Consider the following 17,938-nt stretch of genomic DNA (forward strand, 5'->3'; position numbering starts at 1 on the left):
GAAACCAAACAACATTTCACATTACTGTGGGGTTATATGCAGAAACTCGCTGACATCATTAATATGAGCGCCAATCCAATCAATGATCCGGCATTCATTGCGCAGTGCAAAGACACCTTAACCCGCTATGGGGCGTTAGTCTTATCCGATTTCTTATTACCACAGGCGCTGAACAGCATTAAACAGGACGGTATCGAGCATCAGCATTTGGCTTATTATGCCGCAAATCAACACAATGTTTATTTGAGGCCATCTGATCCCGGTTTTGCTGCGGATCACCCGCGAAATCGGTTGGTGACTTCATCAAAAGGCTGTATTACGGACGAAGAAATCCCGCCAGATTCAGCTTTGCGCAGTTTATATACCGCAACAGATTTTCAAGATTTTCTGTGTCAGGTATTAGCTGAAGAACAACTTTATGCCTATGCGGATTCGCTTTCTTCTATTAATTTACACTATGCCAGCCAAGGCCAAGAGTTAGGTTGGCATTTTGATAACTCTTCCTTTGCCATTACCTTATTAGTCCAAAAACCTCAGGCGGGCGGCGTTTTTGAATATATTGAGGAGATGAGAGACGCAGATAAAGGCGAGATGAATTATTCTGGGGTAGAAAAACTATTAAACCACCAAATTACACCCAAAACACTCCAGATTGAGCCAGGTGACTTAGTGTTATTTCGTGGCCGAAATGCCATACATCGCGTGACACCCACACAGGGAGAGGTGACCCGCCTGTTGGTGGTGCTGGCGTATAATGCGCAGCCAGATATTTCGTTATCTGAAACTGCCAGAATGACCTTTTATGGCCGTATTTAATTTATATTCGCCAGTCTATCTTGGGTGATATGTGCGGGCATCCTTGCCCGCCATACGGAAAACAGCTTATTTATACCACGCCAGTTGTCACGCTAAAATGACGCGTTTCTCCCGGTGATAACATCTGTAATGTGCCCTTTTCTTTCGCCGCTAAATACCCTTCAGGACGACAGGTTGCCGGTAAAATAAACGCGGCCACTTTCTGATCGCCATTATACAGTATCCAACGCGTTCCATAATTAAACTGCGCCGTTGAAAAGCGGGTCACAAAACGATGCCCTTGAGGGGCTAACATAAAGAATTCAGCTTTATCGACATATTGCGATAAGTCATCAGCAAAGAATACAATTTCCGGATCATAAAACTCGGGTTCATTTAATTCGGTTAATCCTGTCGGGCGTTCGCGCAATTGCTGGGTATATTGCAACCATTGCGGCGTAGGATTAACGTGACCAGGAACCGTTTCACGGAGTTTTAATGCTGAACCCGGTAAATTTTGACGGAAAGTGGCACCGGGTATATAGGTGTAATTCATATGACACATATATTGGAGCGGCATTGGAATGCTGGCCAGGTTGGTGACATTCATTTCAATATCGAATTGCGCACTGCCCGCCGTTAGTCTGACTAACGGTTGAGCGCAATAATGATCACCAAACCCCTTCACATATTCCACACTGCCCGTCAGAGCCAACTGGTCACCCTCGATAACTAACCAGGCGTTGTCCATTTCCGCACAAGGCATTTCACCATGCAGCACATGATCATCTTCAGGTGATGGGCAACCGTTGCGCCGCAGACCAGAATGGAAAGCAAAACAACCGTAAGTATCGACAATATTTTCTCCCCGTCTTGGCTGAGAAAACATGTTATCCATCTTTAGATTGTGACCATCAAATACTGCATCCCAAATCATTTGCCCGTAATAAGGTAAAAGCGTTACATAACCACGGGAGTTGGTGATTTTTAATGCTTCAATCCCTGAAGCATATTTAAAGCTGGTCACTGTAAAGTTATCGCTGTGATAAATTTCTTGTTCATGAGGGCTGAATTGCTCACGGAACAGCATTATTTTAGCAGTCATTTATTCTTACTCCCGTTTGACTAGGATTCATTATTTGCCAATGTTGCCGCATTTGTCCGTTGTTTATTGCGCAGTTCCCCCCAGAAATAGAAACCGACGTAGGCGAAGCACAACAATGAGACAAAGAAAGCCTGCTGCATTGAACCCAAATGGTCAGAGGCCAGGCCCTGTAAGGCCGGCACGACCGCAGCACCAACAATAGACATTACAATAATCGCCCCAGCCACTTCGGTATATTTATTGTCTACAGTATCCAAGGTGCCCGCATAAATAGTGGCCCAGCACGGCCCAAACAATACACTCACAAATACGGCGGCATATACGGCGGTAAAGTCAGGTACGCAGACGACATAAAGCAGGGTTAATACCCCTAAAATGGAGTAGGCAATTAATACTTTTTCAGCTTTAAAACGGGTCATCAGGAAGTTAGCGATAAACTTACCAATAAAGAAACAAATAAAGCTGTAGATCATAAAGTTTGAAGCATCTCGTTCGTTAGATGCACCAAGATTTAAGGCCAGACGAATAGTAAATGACCACACCGCAACTTGCATACCCACATAGAGGAACTGCGCTACAATCCCTTTTTTGAAGCGGTTATTACCGGACAGGTATTTCAGGGTTTCTTTTAAAGAAGGTTGAGTCGCTTTTTTGCCACTTTCACTTTGTGGTTTACAGTTAGGATAGCGAGTAATAATAAAGAGCAACATAACCAATAACAAAACAAAGATCAGGTATTTATAAGGTTCTAAAGTGTGCTCTAACATGTTAAGGCGAAATTCATGGATCTGCTCTGGCGTCATGGTGGCCATTTGCGTTGCTAAACTATCGCCTTCCTGGAATACCAGATATTTCCCTAACACAATACCCATCAACGCGCCGATGGGATAAAACGTCTGGCTGATGTTAAGGCGCAATGTGGCATAGTCTTTATGGCCAATCATTGAGCTATAAGTATTCGCGGCGGTTTCCAGGAAACTTAGACCAATGGCAATCGCAAAAATAGCGGCCAGGAACATGGTATAGGTTGCCATATGGGATGCCGGATAAAATAAGGTACAGCCAGCAATATAAAGTGTTAATCCAATTAAGATGGCCACTTTATAGCTACTTTTTTTAATGACCAATGATGCAGGGATCGCAATCAGGAAATAACCCCCATAAAAAGCACTTTGTACCAAGGCGCTAGCAAAATCACTGAGTGCAAAAACACTCTTAAATTGAGTAATTAAAATATCATTCAGACTGGCTGCACATCCCCAGAGAGGGAATAAGCAGGAAAGCAAAATAAATTGGAATAGTGGTGTTTTATTTAAATAGCCATCTGGCAGTTGAACGGTATTAAGGCGCATTTTATTTTCCTTGGTGTAGGGTCTTTAAAAAATCAATAAATTGCGACGCGTCAGGGTAAGAACGTTGCGTTCCTTTGCCAGTGACACTGTATGCTGCAAATGCGGAGGCGATTTCCATCGCTTTTAATATATTTCCGTGTTGAACATATTCGTGAGCAAAACAACCAATAAAGGCATCACCGGCACCACTGGTATCAATGGCGTGAACACTGACAGGCGGCACATGGTGAATTTCTTCGCCATGCATCCATAACGAGCCACGGTGCCCCAAAGTAATAATCAGGTTGTGCAGGCCTTTATCCAACAAACTACGCCCGGCCCGATAGATATTGTCCAGACTGTCCACTGGCATGCCGGTCAAAATAGCCAGTTCGGTTTCATTGGGCATAAAGAATTCACACTGGCAGGCATAGCCAATGTCGAGAGCTTTAGAGGCTGGCGCTGGGTTAAGAATGACTTTGATTTGGTGCTGACGCGCGAAATCAATCGCGGCGTAGACAGTTTCCAGCGGGATCTCAAGTTGCAAGATAATTAACTGACAGGCTTTTAAGGCATCGGCAGCAGCATCTATATCTGCGGGTAGCAGATGATTATTTGCGCCTTTAATGATTAGAATGCGGTTTTGTGATGACTTATCGACAAAAATAGGCGCTACACCGCTGGAGGTCCCCGCCACCGCTTTCACATATTGAGTATCAATCCCGGCGTGTTGTAGGTTACGAATGGTATTTTCGGCAAAAAGATCATCGCCCACACGGGTTACCATCATCACATTAGCGCCGAGTCTGGCCGCCGCGACCGCCTGATTAGCCCCTTTGCCGCCGCAGCCGATTTCAAAATCCGGTGCTTCCAGTGTTTCCCCAATCTGTGGCATTTCATCAATGTAGCTGATTAAATCAACCATGTTCGACCCAATAACTGCAATATCCATTGTTATTCCTCTAGGCTATTTTTATCATTCAATGTTATTGCAGTAACATTAACAGGCTATAAATGTTATGTATGTGACAAAGATCCCAGCATTGAAAGGCCGTTAAATCGGGTTTTGGCTTAACCCTGCGAGTTTGAATGTTATTATTATAACAATTGAAGGTGGCGAGGTTTTCTAGCCGAATAATTTAGGCGGTGGATAAAGCCACAGATGACAGAAATGAAAAATCCCGGACATGGCTGGCCGGGATGGGGGTATCTCATAAGCTAACGTTTTTACGTCGCGAGGGTTATTTAATCAATAGGGTTATTTAATTGCCATCGCATCGCGCAGGGTGAAGAACAGGTCAGTTTGGTCAGTTAGACCAACCACATTGGCGGCATGTGGGCCGTAAGCCGCTATCCGTAATTGCGAACCGGTATGGCCTTGGGAGTCATCTTCAGAGTTGCCATAGCTGATAGCCATGACTGCGCCGTCTTTGGTGGTTAAGGCTTGTGTCAAACCGGGTGCTTTCGCATCGACTTCAATAATTTGGCTAGAATGCGCATGATCCGCCGTCACGATAACTAAGGTGTTCCCCTCAGCACGGGCAAATTCCAATGCTTTTTGCACCGCTTCATCCAGATCAACCGTTTCGCCAAACTGGCCGCAAGGATTTGCCGAGTGGTCTTGTTTATCAATCGATGCCCCCTCAACTTGCAAGAAGAAGCCGTTTTTATTGGTTTTTAGCAAGTCGATGGCTTTTTCCGTCATCACCGCCAAGGTTGGAATGTCTTTGGTTCGCTCGGCATTATTTTCACAAACGACCGGTGGTTTATCTATATTGCCGTGATAAGAGGCTTTCGGCCCCTGCCAGCGCACCGGCATATTACCTGGGCTGAATAATCCTAATAGCGGTTTTTGTTGGTCTGCTTGTTTGATGGCATTCAGCTCATCAAGATTTGAAACTATCACATAGCCCCGAGCTAATGCTTGGTCATGCAAGGATTTGTCTTTCCACTCACCCGCTTTGGCCAACTGGCTAAAGGAGGCGGAGCCGCCACCTAAGGTGACATCGGCGCGCCCATTAATCATTTGCTCAGTAATTGAACCGCGCCCGCCATTTTCCAATGCATTGGTACCACATTTTTCACTGGTTTCTTCTGGGCCGTAGCATTTACGCCCAGTGACATGAGCAAACTGCGCCGCTGGCGTTGCATCTTGCAATTCCGCGGTTGAAACGTTACCGGTCGCTTTACCGGCTTTTTTCGCCAGTTCCAGCAAGGTGGCGTGATCTTTGCCAAATACATCGACCCCCAGTGCACCATTATAGGTTTTCACACCTGAAGACCAGGCGGTCGCGGATGCTGCTGAGTCAGTGACATAATTGGGTTTTTGCGTTTTTTTATCTAATGAATAGTGAGTGTATTGCCCGGTCAATGGCAGCGCATCAATGCCTTTAAACGCGCCACCGGCCCCCATCGCATAGTTACGCGCGGAAGTGATTTCTGAATCCCCCATGCCATCGCCAATCAGTAAAATGACATTTTTTACCGTTTTATTGGATAACGAGTCACGAAGCGCCTGAGTTTGGTCGCCTTCCAAGCGGCGAGCACCACCAAATTGTGTCACATCACCTTGGGCGCTGCGATCATGTAAACCCGTGGCGGCAGCAACCGCATTAAGGGTGAACAGTGAGCTGCTTAACATCAGGGTAGATAACGCTATGCTGGACAAAGTAGATATGCGGTTCTGCATGGGTAGAGTTCCTTGTTGTAAAACAGTAATACAATTTGTATTAATTGGTTACAGCGGATACTAGAGCAGCCGAATGACGCTTTTATGACAATCAGGTTTTTATTGCAGTGACAATTCATTCATTATCATTATCCTCATCTTTCCAGATGATTCCCCTCTCTGCCAGCAGACCTCTCATTATCAGCATGGCCCCCACCGCCAGCAGTAGCGCGACCGTGCTATCCATCCAAATAAGAACTTTCCTACATAACCAAAAGTAACCACCCTATTTTTTTCAATACCTCATTGCTGTTTAATTCACACATAAATGACGTGCATCAATCATTTATTCATTAACGGTTTACTTTATAGAAAAAAACAAGCTCACATATGGATTCTTAATACATGAACAAGACATTAATTGCCGCATCACTATTCGCTCTGACCAATTCCGTTTTTGCTGCTGATGGTACGATTCAATTTACTGGCGCATTTACAGATACACCTTGCGAAATTAAGATTGCGGGTACCACTACGAGTGCTACCAGCTCGGTCAAAGTTTCATTGGATACTTGGACCGCCGCAAATTTTAAAGATAATGTTGGCGCGACCACTGACCTGAAACCCATCACCATCAACTTGTCAGGCTGTCCAAAGATGACAAAAGCGAACATTCAGTTCAATGGTGCAAGCGACGCTAAGAATCCAAGCCTGTTTGCTACCCAAACGGGTGCCGACACCGCGACCAATGTCGGTATCGCGCTTTACAGCTCTACAAACAATGCTGACATTATTACGCCAAATAGCCGTAGCCTGTCTATTCCATTGAGCGAGCAATCAGGCCAGTACACGGTTTACGCCAGCTATATGACTACCGATGCCATTGTTGGTCAGGGTGCGGCAAATGCAGACGTCACCATGGACATCGCCTACGAGTAATAAATAACAAATATAATCATAATTATAATAAGCCACATAATGGTTTGGCTTATTATAATTATTAAGAGAGTTGATGACATGCCAAGTAAATACCGTAATTCTTTTTTATCTTTTTTGTTAGTCCTTATTGCCTTTGATAGTTACGCCGGGATAATTATTGGTGGAACTCGTGTCATTTATCAGGGAGATAAAAAGGAGAGTTCAATTTCTATTCGTAACCCGGATAATACCCCATATCTGATTCAATCATGGCTGAATACCAACAGCAACCAACAGAATAATGACATCCCATTTGTTATTACGCCCCCCCTATTTCGTTTAAATGCAGATGCAACCAATGCGCTGCGTATTGTAAAAACCAAAGACTTGCCTGATAACCGGGAGTCTGTTTATTGGTTAAATATTAAAGCTATTCCTACATCTAGCCCAAACGCAAAAAATGAACTGAACATTTCGGTCAATAGCCGAATTAAACTTTTTTATCGCCCAGCGTCACTAAATAGCCAAGATGCCGCAGTTGCCTATAAAGAGGTTAGTTTTAATCTTTCTGGAAATAAGCTATCTGCTCATAATCCAACCCCATTTTATATTTCCTTAAATGAGTTAAATGTAAATGGTACTAAAATTCCTAATCCTGGAATGATTGCTCCCCTAAGTGAACAGCAGTGGGATATGCCCGCGAAAGTAAATTCTAACGAGTTGAAGGTGAGTTGGTCCGCAATAAATGACTTTGGCGGCGAAAGTGCACTAGCCACGCAAGCCCGGTAACACAGTCTCTGGCGTCTTGTTTAGTCTTGCCATTTGTTTTTCAGTAAACCATTAAAAGTGAAGTGATCGCTTTGTTAATCAGTCACGAGCCATTATGAAAAATACCCATTACAACAGAAAACTTTCTTATTTGTGCTTATCAAAAAACAACAGCTTGTCATTTTCTATGCTTATTTCTGCCATATTTATTTCAGGCACATTGAGTAAGATGGCTCAGGCAGAAGATTATTTTAATCCTAACGCGCTCGACAAAAGAGGCATGCAAGACATTGCTGATGTTGACACTTTATCTGTATTTTCACAACCTCAAGGGCAGCTTCCTGGTGAATACAAGGTAGATATTTATATCAATAATGACTTTATTGGATTAAACAGCATTAACTTTATTGCTGGAAACAATGGACAACTACTTCCCGAGGTCACCAAGCAACAGCTGATTGAATGGGGGGTGAACCCGAATTCATCATCTGAGCTAATTGCTCTTGCTGATGAGTCATCTACTACTGATATATCAAATTATATCCATGGTTCAACCACGCAATTTGATTTTTCTCAGCAGAAATTGTTGATTAATATTCCTCAAGCTGCGATGAAAACAACGGCGCGTGGCTATGTTTCCCCAGATTTATGGGATCAAGGCATACCTGCTTTTACCTTAAGTTATGGCTTTACGGGTTCTAAAACTTGGCAGGATACGCAAGAAGATCAACATGCCGAGTTTTTAACTCTCCGCAGTGGCTTGAATATAGCGGCTTGGCGCCTACGCAATTATTCTGTTTACTCAAGCAATGAAGGCAAACAGCATTGGGACACTATCAGTACTTACTTAGAACGGGATGTTGCGTTTTTAAGAAGCCAGATGACTCTGGGTATCACCAACTCTCCTGGTGATATATTTGAAAGCTTTCAGTTTACAGGCGCACGGCTGGCTTCCGATGAAAGTATGTTGCCATATAGCTTGCGTGGATTCGCGCCGGTGGTGAGAGGTATTGCCCAAAGCAATGCTAAAGTCACCATCAGGCAAAGCGGTTCTATTATTTATCAGACCTATGTCCCTGCTGGGCCATTTGAAATTACCGATCTCTACCCGACCTCTGCCAGCGGCAACCTGAATGTAACAGTTGAAGAATTGGACGGCAGTACGCAGACTTTCGTTACACCATTTTCATCTGTACCTATCATGCAACGCGATGGGCAGCTTAAATATTCGTTAAGTAGCGGCAAGTATCGGGCAAGCTTCCCCACAACCAAAGAGCCGAACTTTGTCCAGTCAACGCTGATATATGGCCTTCCATGGAATACGACACTGTATGGTGGCGGCTTATACTCTAATGATTACTATGCGTTGGCCTTAGGCGCGGGGTTGAATTTGGGGGACGCGGGAGCATTTTCTGTGGATGTTACCCAGTCCAATACTAAATTAGGCGAGGAAAAACAATCCCAATATCAAGGGCAGTCTTACCGCTTTCAATATGCAAAAAATTTACTAAGTAGTGGCACAGCTATTACATTGGCCGGCTATCGCTACTCGACTGAGGGATATTATGATTTCTCCGAGGCGAATGATTACTATCAACCTCAGGCTCGGACTAATAAACGATCTCGTATGCAGGTTAATATTAGCCAATCGTTAAATAATTATGGTTCGATTTATTTAAATGGTTACCAGCAAGATTTTTGGAATTATTCCGGTAAAGAAAAAACAATAGGAGCTGGTTATAACACTAGTTGGAACTCTGTTACCTATGGTGTGAACTATACCTATAGTAGCAGGCCCGGAAACCAGCGTTCTAACCAGATATTTGCATTTAATTTCAGCGTTCCGTTCGACGCATTTTTACCAAACAGCCGCGTTAATACTAGCATGAGTAGCGTTAACAACGGCGCCACAAATATGCAAGTGGGTGTTAGCGGTAATGCGATGGAAAACGCATTGAGTTACAACGTTCAGCAAAGTTACGGTAATAAAGGAGAAAACGGCAGCGCTAATGCTGCGGTCGCTTACAAAGGCCGCAATGGTACGGTTAACAGTGGCTATAGCTATAGCGGTGATTCACAACGCCTGAACTATGGCGTGCAAGGCGGTGTAGTGCTTCATGGCGATGGCGTGACCCTAGCGCAGACCTTAGGCGAGACGCTCGCCATTGTCCGGGCGCCAGAGGCAGATGATGTTGTGGTTCAGAATGCCTCCGGAGTATCAACGGATGCGAAAGGCTATGCTGTGGTTCCTTATTTAACACCTTATCAACGTAACCGAATCCAGCTGGGTGTAGATAGCCTCAGAGATAATGTTGATCTCGTTAATAGCAGTGCTAGCGTTGTCCCTACGCGCGGTGCAATTGTGTGGGCGGATTTTAAGACTCAAGTGGGCTGGCGTGCGTTGATCAAACTTAATTTACGAGGTACTACCGTTCCTTTTGGTGCCATTGCGACATTGATGACAGAGGATAAATTAGACTCATCAAATGTGAGCAGCGGGATCGTGGGGGATAATAGTGAAGTTTATCTTAATGGGCTGCCAGATAAAGGTCGCTTGCTCGTAATATGGGGGAAGCGGCCTGAACAACAGTGTGAAGCAGATTTCTCTTTGCCAAAAAATAAGGATATCTCTGTATTGCAGATAATATCCGAATGCACAATTAAATAAATTTAATTTTACATAAGCCACTCATGTCGAATTGAGATAAACATCATGAAAAAAATACTTATATCGTTACTTATTCCAGCCGTTTTTATTTCTCCAGCATATAGCCTTGACGCTAATTTATCAGTTCAAGCAATAAACTATCAAAATCCAGCTGATGCTGTTACCGATCTTACTTTATTAACTGGGACATGGAATGCAACGGACTCCGTTCAATTTTGCCCACTTTCAGAAACGCAAAAGCAAAAGAACAAAGGTGTTATTGTTTCAGCATCACAACAATCAGGTTATACAACGGTACTGGATGGAGTAACTTATACTATTTTTTCCAGTAATATTGATGGCATTGGCTGGGTTATGGGGGCGAAAGACACTGCGGCCCCGGCTTGGGCACCATTAACCTCGGCAGAGGTGGTAGTGTATCCTTTTGGCAGTAAAACTGAGCCGGTTAATAATTTAGGGGCAAATATTCGCTTTGCATTTGTTAAAATACCGGGCTTTTTACCTAACGGAACCAATACTTTCACAGGACAGAAAATTGCAAACTTCAATTGTTATTTAAATAATGCGCTTGTCCAGTCATCATCAATAAGAGTGAATACAACGGCCATTATTGTTGCTGCACTTTCTTGTGAAGTTAATACTGCTAAAAACGTGCCAATTCCTTTAGGCGCCTTTATGACGAATGATCTTCCCGCCATCAGCAAGAATTTTGGTGATTTTAGTACTAATGTCGAACTGAGTTGTGACTCGGGAGTCGTGCCGTGGATGACCATTTCTGATGCCTCGAATTCCAGTAACACCTCTAACATTATTCAGCTTTCGCCAGACTCTACCGCTACAGGGGTGGGGGTACAGGTTTTTTATAATAACCAAGCCACCGCTAAGCCTTTGGGACTGGACACATCATCCAAAGGTAACCTGAACCAATTTCAAGTTGGCAGCAAAACCTCCAGTAGTGGGCAGGCTGTGTCTATACCACTGCGGTTTAAATATATTCGTACTGAAGAAACAGTCACACCCGGTGATGCCAATGCGGCAGCCACGGTCACTTTTTCCTATCAATAATGATCTTTCGGAGGAAAATATGATGATCCAATTATGGCGAAGCCTCTTTTTGCTGCCACTGATGACAATATCTGCAACACAGGCTGCGGATGTGATATTTAATATCAGCGGGACTATCAAGAATGGTTCATGCATCGTGACCTCGGGTAATAACCAGAAAGTGGATTTAGGCACGTATAGCACTAAATTTCTGGATAACGTGGGGAAAACAACACCACTGAAACCCTTTGAGATCACGCTTGATAATTGCCCAGCGAACTATAATGGCGTTCAGGTAATGTTCGAAGGTGAGATGAACTCGCAGAATACTCAACTGATTGCGGTGCAGTCGGGTGGGGCTAATAATGTAGGGATAGCGCTTTATGATAACGATAAAACAACTATTATTCCTATAAACTCAAAGACATCAGGAAAAAGTGTGACCGTGAATGGAAAAACGACATTGGCCTTTTACGCTGCCTATATGTCAACGGGAGAAGTGACTGATGGCAGTGCTAATGCCGATATCAGTTTTACGATTTCTTATAATTAGTTCAAGGTGGTCTGAAGGCTACAAATTGCAGCTTGTTGCAAAGAACATGGTCTTGCAAAAGCCTTAAGGCACATTGGCCTCTTCGAGCGGAGTATATTTATACTGGCCTCGTTGCGCGATCCAGCCCAGCGTTCGATGAGTGCAGACGGGATTAAACCGGGATTAAATAAAGGGGAAGCCCGCAATACCCTTGCGGGGGGAGTCTTTATGCATCGCCGGGAGAAATAAGTGATTGCGGTCTGGAAAGCATGGTGGCGGTGCCTATCCCCGGCCCTCCCCCAAGGATGAGAACTAGATTGGCTAACATCCGCCTAGCTATCACTGGCCGAACGGGTCAGCCCGGCCAGTGTTAAACATTATTATACTGGCGTGACTGATTGATAAATTTCGATATCAAAATAGCCATCCACCGTGCCATCATTGAGGTAGACCTCATAACATGCGCCTTCGGCCGGTTGATAGCCACTTTGCGGCAGATGCCGGTGATAGAGTTCGCTCCACGCTTTGGCATAATCATCATCTGTGACACGAGTGTGGTATACCGCGTACAGGCCACCTGGGATTACCTGTAATTGCAGTTGGTCGCGGAGTTCCTCTGGTAAGACATAATCAGGTGCCACCGATAAGGAAACATCAGCCCGCAATTGCGCCGGAGGATTGGTCTCTGGGTTGTCCCAGTAAAGAGCTAACCAGTCTTTACCTGGAATGTGGTGCTCAGTATAGAGGGCGGAAAGTTGCTTAAAACCTTGCGGGATAGTTTCATGGTAAGGGCCAACTAACCGAATACTCAGGATCTGCTGCGGGTGCTTCTCAACTATTTTAAATGTCATATCGCTACCTCGACTTAATGGTTCTAATAAAAATTAAGTGACTAAAGAGACGATGCCACAGGGTTACTGTACATGCATACAGTATATCGAGCTTTTATGACATTTGTTCAGCCTTCGAACTATTTTGCGAACGGCTTCGCAAAAAATCATCCGCCTGTTCAAGTTGATGATGGCTGAATACGGTAATTCCGTGGCGGCGTAATAAGGCCGTGGTCACACCTTGGCCGGTACGTTGAGTGCCACTAAAGTGGCCATCATAAATATAGCTGCTGCCACAGGATGGGCTGCCTTCAGTCAGAATAGCCACTTGGCATTGATGCTTTTTCGCCATTTCTAAGGCGTGATAAGCGCCCTGGAGAAATTCGCGGCTGACGTCGTTGCCCCATTGTTCAATGACCCGCGCCTGACCTTGTAATACCGCCTCGCCATTACCTTGCTGAATTTCGGCCGGAGGGCACGGCACCGGCATTCCTGCTGCTAATTCAGGGCATACCAACACCAGTCGGCCCTCATCCTGCCAGCGCTGAACTATTTCATCACCCACCGCCAGCGCCGTGCCGTTATAGCGGACAGGTTTTCCCATTAGACAGGCACTGATGAGGATACGCACCGGTTTGGATTCCATGTGATGACCCACCTTATTGTTGTGTCATAAATAGCGAGTGATAAATGAAAAATGGCGAAAAAAACGCATAATAACAGACTGCTGACGAGGGGAAATGTGCCGCATGGCTCCTGGCCACATAAGCGCCCAGCGAGCTAATAGGTGCAGTCGCCCCGACGGACTCGGAACTGAATAACTTCATATTAATCATCGCGAGTCATAAACCCAACCTAATAATGAGGATAAAACGGCTATTTTTCGCACTAATGAATACTGCGTCACTTATTTTGCGGCATGTTAATAACCGCGCTGCCCCCCAGGCCTGTGCCAGATGCATTGCGGTTATGCGATGACTGCCGCAATTAAGCATCGGTTTAGTCTTTCTGGCCGGTTAGATATCTCTTGATGCTATTTTTCATGTCATAATTACCGCGAAATTTTTCATCAACCTTATTCTCGTCAACCAAAGGCTTCAAGGAAACGGAGATTTATGGAAACGTTTTTAATTGATCGCATGGTAACCCCTCAAGGGGAACTGCTGCTGATTGCCGATGAAGAACATCGACTGCGCGCCATTGATTGGACTGATCATTATGAGCGGCTGATGAAGTTGCTCCGCAATCATTATGGTGTGGATAGCTTTACGTTGGTCGAAAAACGTAATCCCGGTGGGTTGAGCGACAGTATGCAACGTTATTTTGCCGGTGAACTCAGTGTTATTGATAATTTGCCGGTTAAAACAGCCGGTACTGATTTTCAACGTCAGGTGTGGGATCAACTGCGAAAAATCCCCTGCGGGACAACAATTACCTATGGCGAATTAGCCAAAAGAATTAATCGCCCGACCGCTTCACGGGCCGTTGGGATGGCCAATGGCCTGAACCCTATTTCTATTGTGGTCCCTTGCCACCGCGTGATTGGGCAGCAAGGTGCCTTGACGGGTTATGCCGGTGGTGTAGAAAGAAAACGTTGGTTATTAATGCACGAGGGTTATCTTTTAGCCCACTAACTATTGTTACTCTTATCAGATGCAAAAAAAGATGTTAAAATTGACGCATATCAATATTAATGGGAATACCCGATGATCCCGGAAAAACGTGTAATCCGACGTATTCAGTCTGGTGGTTGTGCAATTCATTGTCAGGATTGCAGTATTAGCCAGCTCTGTATTCCGTTTACCTTAAATGAAAATGAGCTGGATCAGCTCGACAATATCATTGAAAGGAAAAAACCTATCCAGAAAGGACAGGCGCTGTTTAAAGCGGGTGATGAGCTAAAATCCCTGTATGCCATCCGTTCCGGGACCATTAAGAGTTATACCATTACCGAAGAAGGTGATGAACAAATTACCGGGTTCCATCTGGCGGGCGATTTAGTCGGGTTTGATGCTATCTGTAATCTGCAGCACCCAAGTTTTGCGCAGGCGCTGGAAACATCAATGGTTTGTGAAATTCCATTTGATACACTGGATGACTTATCCGGTAAAATGCCAAATTTGCGCCAGCAAATGATGCGCTTGATGAGTGGCGAGATCAAAGGTGATCAAGACATGATTTTACTGCTTTCCAAAAAGAATGCAGAAGAGCGTCTGGCCGCCTTTATCTATAATCTTTCACGCCGCTTTGCCCAACGTGGTTTTTCTCAACGTGAGTTTCGTCTGACCATGACGCGCGGTGATATCGGTAACTACTTAGGTTTGACAGTAGAGACCATCAGCCGCTTATTGGGCCGCTTCCAGAAGAGTGAAATTCTGAGTGTGAAAGGCAAATACATCACGATTGAAAATACGGAAGCGCTGGGGCTGTTGGCGGGTAACCCAAAACCGAGTCTCTAAATCAAAAATTTGCCCCATAAGATCCAACAGACTTCAAGTTGCAGGCAAGCGGAGAACGCGCCTGCAACTTTAAAGGTGAAGGATATTTGTTTGTCTGGTTCGCTCACCACCTGTCTTCTTTCACTTTCATGGTTTACTCTTTAACTAACATACTGTTAATTCACGGTTGTAAGGAGACTCTATGGCAAAGTATCAGAATATTCTGGTTGCTATTGACCCCAATCAGGATGATCAACCTGCATTAAGACGTGCTGTTTATCTTGTTCAGCGTAATGGCGGCACCATTAAGGCATTTTTAGCTATTTACGATCTGTCATATGACATGACTACCCTGCTCTCTCCCGATGAGCGCACCGCAATGCGTAAAGGGGTTATCAGCCAACGTTCGGCATGGATAAGCGAGCAATGTCGGTTTTATATTGAAGCTGGCGTCCCGATTGAAATTAAAGTGGTATGGCACAATCGGCCTTATGAAGCCATTATTCAGGAAGTGCTGAAATTCAAGCATGATTTACTGCTGAAAATGGCCCATCAACACGATCGTTTGGAATCTATTATTTTCACTCCGACTGATTGGCATTTATTACGTAAATGTCCCTGCCCGGTCTGGATGGTGAAAGACCAACCTTGGCCGGAAGGTGGCACCGCGCTGGTGGCCGTCAACCTTTCCAGTGAAGACCCCCTGCATGACCCACTGAATTTACGTTTAGTCAAAGAAACCCGAGAACTGGCCGAGCATGTCAACCAAACTCAGGTACATTTGATTAGCGCCTATCCGGTAACGCCTATCAATATCGCTATTGAATTGCCAGATTTTGACCCGAGCATCTATAACGATGCTATTCGTGGTCAGCATTTGGTGGCAATGAAAGCCTTGCGCCAGCAGTTTGGCATTGATGAAAAATTCACTCATGTGGAGAAAGGGTTACCTGAAGAGGTGATCCCTGATCTGGCTGAACATTTACGCGCTGGGGTGGTGGTGCTGGGAACGTTGGGCCGTACCGGGCTATCTGCCGCGTTTATCGGTAATACGACAGAACATGTGATCGACCATCTTAAATGTGATTTATTGGCGATTAAACCCGAAGGATTTACCTGCCCGATTGAATGTAATGAAGACCCAGAGGCAGTTGAATAACCCACTGCGCGGGTATGTTACGATTGAGTCCATAATAAGGGCCACTAAGGTGGCTCTTTAACTTGCTGACAAGGTTTTGCTGGCAAGGTTGAAGCGGGGAAATGTGCCAAATGGGGCATCGCCGTGTAAGCCGCAGGAGTACCCATCGGTCAATCCCCTATTGATTGGTAACTGATAATATTGATTTATCATCATAAAAAAGAGCCACCGAGGTGGCTCTTTTCACAGCATGCTAATGATTACAGCGCGCGTAAAATTGCTTCTACGCTATCTTTAGCATCGCCAAACAACATCTGAGTATTGTCTTTAAAGAACAATGGGTTTTGTACGCCAGCATAGCCGGTGTTCATTGAACGTTTAAAGGCGATAACACTTTGCGCTTTCCACACTTCCAGCACCGGCATACCGGCAATCGGGCTGCGTGGATCTTCAAGTGCGGCTGGGTTTACCGTGTCGTTAGCACCAATGACCAATACAACGTCCGTGCTTGGGAAATCATCATTGATTTCGTCCATTTCCAACACGATGTCATAAGGGACTTTGGCTTCAGCCAATAACACGTTCATATGACCAGGTAAACGCCCAGCTACCGGGTGAATACCAAAGCGCACTTTGATGCCACGAGCTTGCAGTTTTGCGGTAATTTCCGCCACTGGATACTGTGCTTGTGCAACCGCCATACCATAACCTGGGGTGATGATGACTGAGCTTGAGTTTTTCAACAAGTCAGCCACTTCTTCCGCGGTGGTTTCACGGTATTCGCCCATTTCTTCCGCATTACCGGTAGATGAACCATCAGTACCAAAGCCGCCGGCAATCACACTGATAAATGAGCGGTTCATGGCTTTACACATGATGTATGACAGAATTGCACCTGAAGAACCGACCAAGGCACCGGTGACGATCAACAGGTCGTTGCTCAGCATGAAACCTGCTGCTGCCGCGGCCCAACCGGAGTAAGAGTTCAGCATTGAAACCACTACCGGCATGTCTGCACCCCCAATGGATGCCACCAAATGCCAGCCGAAGCCCAGCGCAATGATGGTCATCAATAACAGGGCGACCACTTGTACGGCCACGCTATCAGTTTTGACGAACATAACCATCAGCAAGAATGAAACAATCAGCGCAATCAAGTTCAACTTATGGCGCTGTGGCAGCATTAAAGGTTTGGATGAAATAATCCCGCGCAATTTACCGAAAGCAACAATAGAGCCAGTAAATGTCACTGCACCAATAAAGATACCTAAGAACACTTCAGTCAGGTGGATGTTGGTCATCACCGCATCCATGACCACTGGGCCGTGATCCAGGTAGCTGTTAAAGCCAACCAGAACCGCTGCCAGCCCCACAAAGCTATGCAGAATTGCGACCAATTCTGGCATTTCAGTCATTTCGACTTTCTTCGCCAGATAAATACCGATGGCCCCACCAATAACCATAGCAATGATAATCCAGGCAATATTGCCAGAATCTGGGCCCAGAATGGTCGCGATCAACGCGATGGCCATCCCGGTGACACCGAAAGTGTTACCTTGTTTGGATGTTTCGTGGCGCGACAGCCCAGCCAAACTGAAAATAAATAAAATCGCAGCAACTATGTACGCAGCTGTAACAAGACCACTAGACATCAGTTACCCCTTTATTTTTGTATGACATTGTTTTTATCAACATTTTTATCA

General features: G+C 45.1%; 17 protein-coding genes. 10 read left to right on the forward strand and 7 right to left on the reverse strand.

What is annotated here, in order from left to right; all coding sequences use genetic code 11:
- Nucleotides 1–36 precede the first annotated feature (36 nt).
- Nucleotides 37–816, forward strand: a complete 780-nt coding sequence (locus YROHD0001_RS16945) for a HalD/BesD family halogenase (RefSeq protein ID WP_004712861.1) — start codon at nucleotides 37–39, stop codon at nucleotides 814–816.
- Nucleotides 817–886: 70 nt separating this feature from the next.
- Here the strand turns inward: YROHD0001_RS16945 and YROHD0001_RS16940 are convergent, their stop codons facing one another.
- From YROHD0001_RS16940 to phoA, 4 genes are all read right to left on the reverse strand, one after another.
- Nucleotides 887–1,900, reverse strand: a complete 1,014-nt coding sequence (locus YROHD0001_RS16940; RefSeq protein WP_004712862.1) for an aldose 1-epimerase family protein — start codon at nucleotides 1,898–1,900, stop codon at nucleotides 887–889.
- A gap of 20 nt (nucleotides 1,901–1,920) precedes the next feature.
- The gene (fucP, locus tag YROHD0001_RS16935; protein WP_004712863.1) at nucleotides 1,921–3,252 is read right to left on the reverse strand and encodes an L-fucose:H+ symporter permease; all 1,332 of its coding nucleotides are present in this window, start codon (nucleotides 3,250–3,252) and stop codon (nucleotides 1,921–1,923) included.
- Nucleotide 3,253: 1 nt separating this feature from the next.
- A complete protein-coding gene (gene rbsK, locus YROHD0001_RS16930; RefSeq protein ID WP_004712865.1) occupies nucleotides 3,254–4,183 on the reverse strand; it encodes a ribokinase in 930 nt (309 codons plus the stop codon).
- Between the two features lie 306 nt (nucleotides 4,184–4,489).
- Entirely contained in the window at nucleotides 4,490–5,920 is a 1,431-nt protein-coding gene (gene phoA, locus YROHD0001_RS16925) for an alkaline phosphatase (protein ID WP_032815835.1), read from the reverse strand.
- Between the two features lie 384 nt (nucleotides 5,921–6,304).
- Here phoA and YROHD0001_RS16920 point away from each other — a divergent pair, with 384 nt between their 5' ends.
- The 6 genes from YROHD0001_RS16920 (at nucleotide 6,305) to YROHD0001_RS20920 (ending at nucleotide 12,078) form a co-directional block, all read left to right on the forward strand.
- Nucleotides 6,305–6,838, forward strand: coding sequence for a fimbrial protein (locus tag YROHD0001_RS16920; RefSeq protein ID WP_004712867.1), 534 nt, complete (start codon nucleotides 6,305–6,307; stop codon nucleotides 6,836–6,838).
- A gap of 78 nt (nucleotides 6,839–6,916) precedes the next feature.
- Nucleotides 6,917–7,606, forward strand: a complete 690-nt coding sequence (locus YROHD0001_RS16915; RefSeq protein WP_032815837.1) for a fimbrial biogenesis chaperone — start codon at nucleotides 6,917–6,919, stop codon at nucleotides 7,604–7,606.
- A 94-nt stretch (nucleotides 7,607–7,700) separates the two neighbouring features.
- A complete protein-coding gene (locus YROHD0001_RS16910; protein WP_004712869.1) occupies nucleotides 7,701–10,253 on the forward strand; it encodes a fimbria/pilus outer membrane usher protein in 2,553 nt (850 codons plus the stop codon).
- Between the two features lie 45 nt (nucleotides 10,254–10,298).
- Nucleotides 10,299–11,318 carry a fimbrial protein gene (locus YROHD0001_RS16905; protein WP_004712870.1) on the forward strand — a complete coding sequence of 340 codons (1,020 nt, stop codon included), beginning with the start codon at nucleotides 10,299–10,301 and terminating at the stop codon, nucleotides 11,316–11,318.
- Nucleotides 11,319–11,337: 19 nt separating this feature from the next.
- Nucleotides 11,338–11,850: a fimbrial protein gene (locus YROHD0001_RS16900; protein ID WP_004712871.1), complete on the forward strand. Its 513-nt coding sequence runs from the start codon at nucleotides 11,338–11,340 to the stop codon at nucleotides 11,848–11,850.
- 24 nt (nucleotides 11,851–11,874) lie between these two features.
- Entirely contained in the window at nucleotides 11,875–12,078 is a 204-nt protein-coding gene (locus YROHD0001_RS20920) for a Tn3 family transposase (RefSeq protein WP_144404266.1), read from the forward strand.
- A gap of 131 nt (nucleotides 12,079–12,209) precedes the next feature.
- Here YROHD0001_RS20920 and sbmC read toward each other — a convergent pair whose 3' ends face one another.
- Nucleotides 12,210–12,680: a DNA gyrase inhibitor SbmC gene (gene sbmC, locus YROHD0001_RS16895; RefSeq protein ID WP_004712873.1), complete on the reverse strand. Its 471-nt coding sequence runs from the start codon at nucleotides 12,678–12,680 to the stop codon at nucleotides 12,210–12,212.
- Between the two features lie 94 nt (nucleotides 12,681–12,774).
- Complete coding sequence (locus YROHD0001_RS16890; protein ID WP_004712874.1) at nucleotides 12,775–13,305, reverse strand: 2-thiouracil desulfurase family protein; 531 nt, start codon at nucleotides 13,303–13,305, stop codon at nucleotides 12,775–12,777.
- A gap of 469 nt (nucleotides 13,306–13,774) precedes the next feature.
- Here YROHD0001_RS16890 and ogt point away from each other — a divergent pair, with 469 nt between their 5' ends.
- The 3 genes from ogt to uspE all read left to right on the forward strand — a co-directional run bounded on the left by ogt (nucleotide 13,775) and on the right by uspE (nucleotide 16,256).
- Nucleotides 13,775–14,293 carry a methylated-DNA--[protein]-cysteine S-methyltransferase gene (gene ogt / locus YROHD0001_RS16885; RefSeq protein ID WP_004712876.1) on the forward strand — a complete coding sequence of 173 codons (519 nt, stop codon included), beginning with the start codon at nucleotides 13,775–13,777 and terminating at the stop codon, nucleotides 14,291–14,293.
- 72 nt (nucleotides 14,294–14,365) lie between these two features.
- Complete coding sequence (fnr, locus tag YROHD0001_RS16880) at nucleotides 14,366–15,118, forward strand: fumarate/nitrate reduction transcriptional regulator Fnr (protein WP_004712877.1); 753 nt, start codon at nucleotides 14,366–14,368, stop codon at nucleotides 15,116–15,118.
- Between the two features lie 181 nt (nucleotides 15,119–15,299).
- A complete protein-coding gene (gene uspE / locus YROHD0001_RS16875; protein WP_004712878.1) occupies nucleotides 15,300–16,256 on the forward strand; it encodes a universal stress protein UspE in 957 nt (318 codons plus the stop codon).
- Nucleotides 16,257–16,495: 239 nt separating this feature from the next.
- Here the strand turns inward: uspE and pntB are convergent, their stop codons facing one another.
- A complete protein-coding gene (gene pntB, locus YROHD0001_RS16870; RefSeq protein ID WP_032815838.1) occupies nucleotides 16,496–17,887 on the reverse strand; it encodes a Re/Si-specific NAD(P)(+) transhydrogenase subunit beta in 1,392 nt (463 codons plus the stop codon).
- Nucleotides 17,888–17,938: the final 51 nt, after the last annotated feature.

Origin of the sequence: Yersinia rohdei ATCC 43380 (genome assembly GCF_000173775.1) — a bacterium.
GTDB lineage: Bacteria > Pseudomonadota > Gammaproteobacteria > Enterobacterales > Enterobacteriaceae > Yersinia > Yersinia rohdei.

Bases quoted from the DNA above. Each gene is read 5' to 3' on its own strand.
- YROHD0001_RS16945 (WP_004712861.1), top strand. From the start codon at position 37: ATGCAGAAACTCGCTGACATCATTAATATGAGCGCCAATCCAATCAAT.
- YROHD0001_RS16940 (WP_004712862.1), bottom strand. From the start codon at position 1,900: ATGACTGCTAAAATAATGCTGTTCCGTGAGCAATTCAGCCCTCATGAA.
- fucP (WP_004712863.1), bottom strand. From the start codon at position 3,252: ATGCGCCTTAATACCGTTCAACTGCCAGATGGCTATTTAAATAAAACA.
- rbsK (WP_004712865.1), bottom strand. From the start codon at position 4,183: ATGGATATTGCAGTTATTGGGTCGAACATGGTTGATTTAATCAGCTAC.
- phoA (WP_032815835.1), bottom strand. From the start codon at position 5,920: ATGCAGAACCGCATATCTACTTTGTCCAGCATAGCGTTATCTACCCTG.
- YROHD0001_RS16920 (WP_004712867.1), top strand. From the start codon at position 6,305: ATGAACAAGACATTAATTGCCGCATCACTATTCGCTCTGACCAATTCC.
- YROHD0001_RS16915 (WP_032815837.1), top strand. From the start codon at position 6,917: ATGCCAAGTAAATACCGTAATTCTTTTTTATCTTTTTTGTTAGTCCTT.
- YROHD0001_RS16910 (WP_004712869.1), top strand. From the start codon at position 7,701: ATGAAAAATACCCATTACAACAGAAAACTTTCTTATTTGTGCTTATCA.
- YROHD0001_RS16905 (WP_004712870.1), top strand. From the start codon at position 10,299: ATGAAAAAAATACTTATATCGTTACTTATTCCAGCCGTTTTTATTTCT.
- YROHD0001_RS16900 (WP_004712871.1), top strand. From the start codon at position 11,338: ATGATGATCCAATTATGGCGAAGCCTCTTTTTGCTGCCACTGATGACA.
- sbmC (WP_004712873.1), bottom strand. From the start codon at position 12,680: ATGACATTTAAAATAGTTGAGAAGCACCCGCAGCAGATCCTGAGTATT.
- YROHD0001_RS16890 (WP_004712874.1), bottom strand. From the start codon at position 13,305: ATGGAATCCAAACCGGTGCGTATCCTCATCAGTGCCTGTCTAATGGGA.
- ogt (WP_004712876.1), top strand. From the start codon at position 13,775: ATGGAAACGTTTTTAATTGATCGCATGGTAACCCCTCAAGGGGAACTG.
- fnr (WP_004712877.1), top strand. From the start codon at position 14,366: ATGATCCCGGAAAAACGTGTAATCCGACGTATTCAGTCTGGTGGTTGT.
- uspE (WP_004712878.1), top strand. From the start codon at position 15,300: ATGGCAAAGTATCAGAATATTCTGGTTGCTATTGACCCCAATCAGGAT.
- pntB (WP_032815838.1), bottom strand. From the start codon at position 17,887: ATGTCTAGTGGTCTTGTTACAGCTGCGTACATAGTTGCTGCGATTTTA.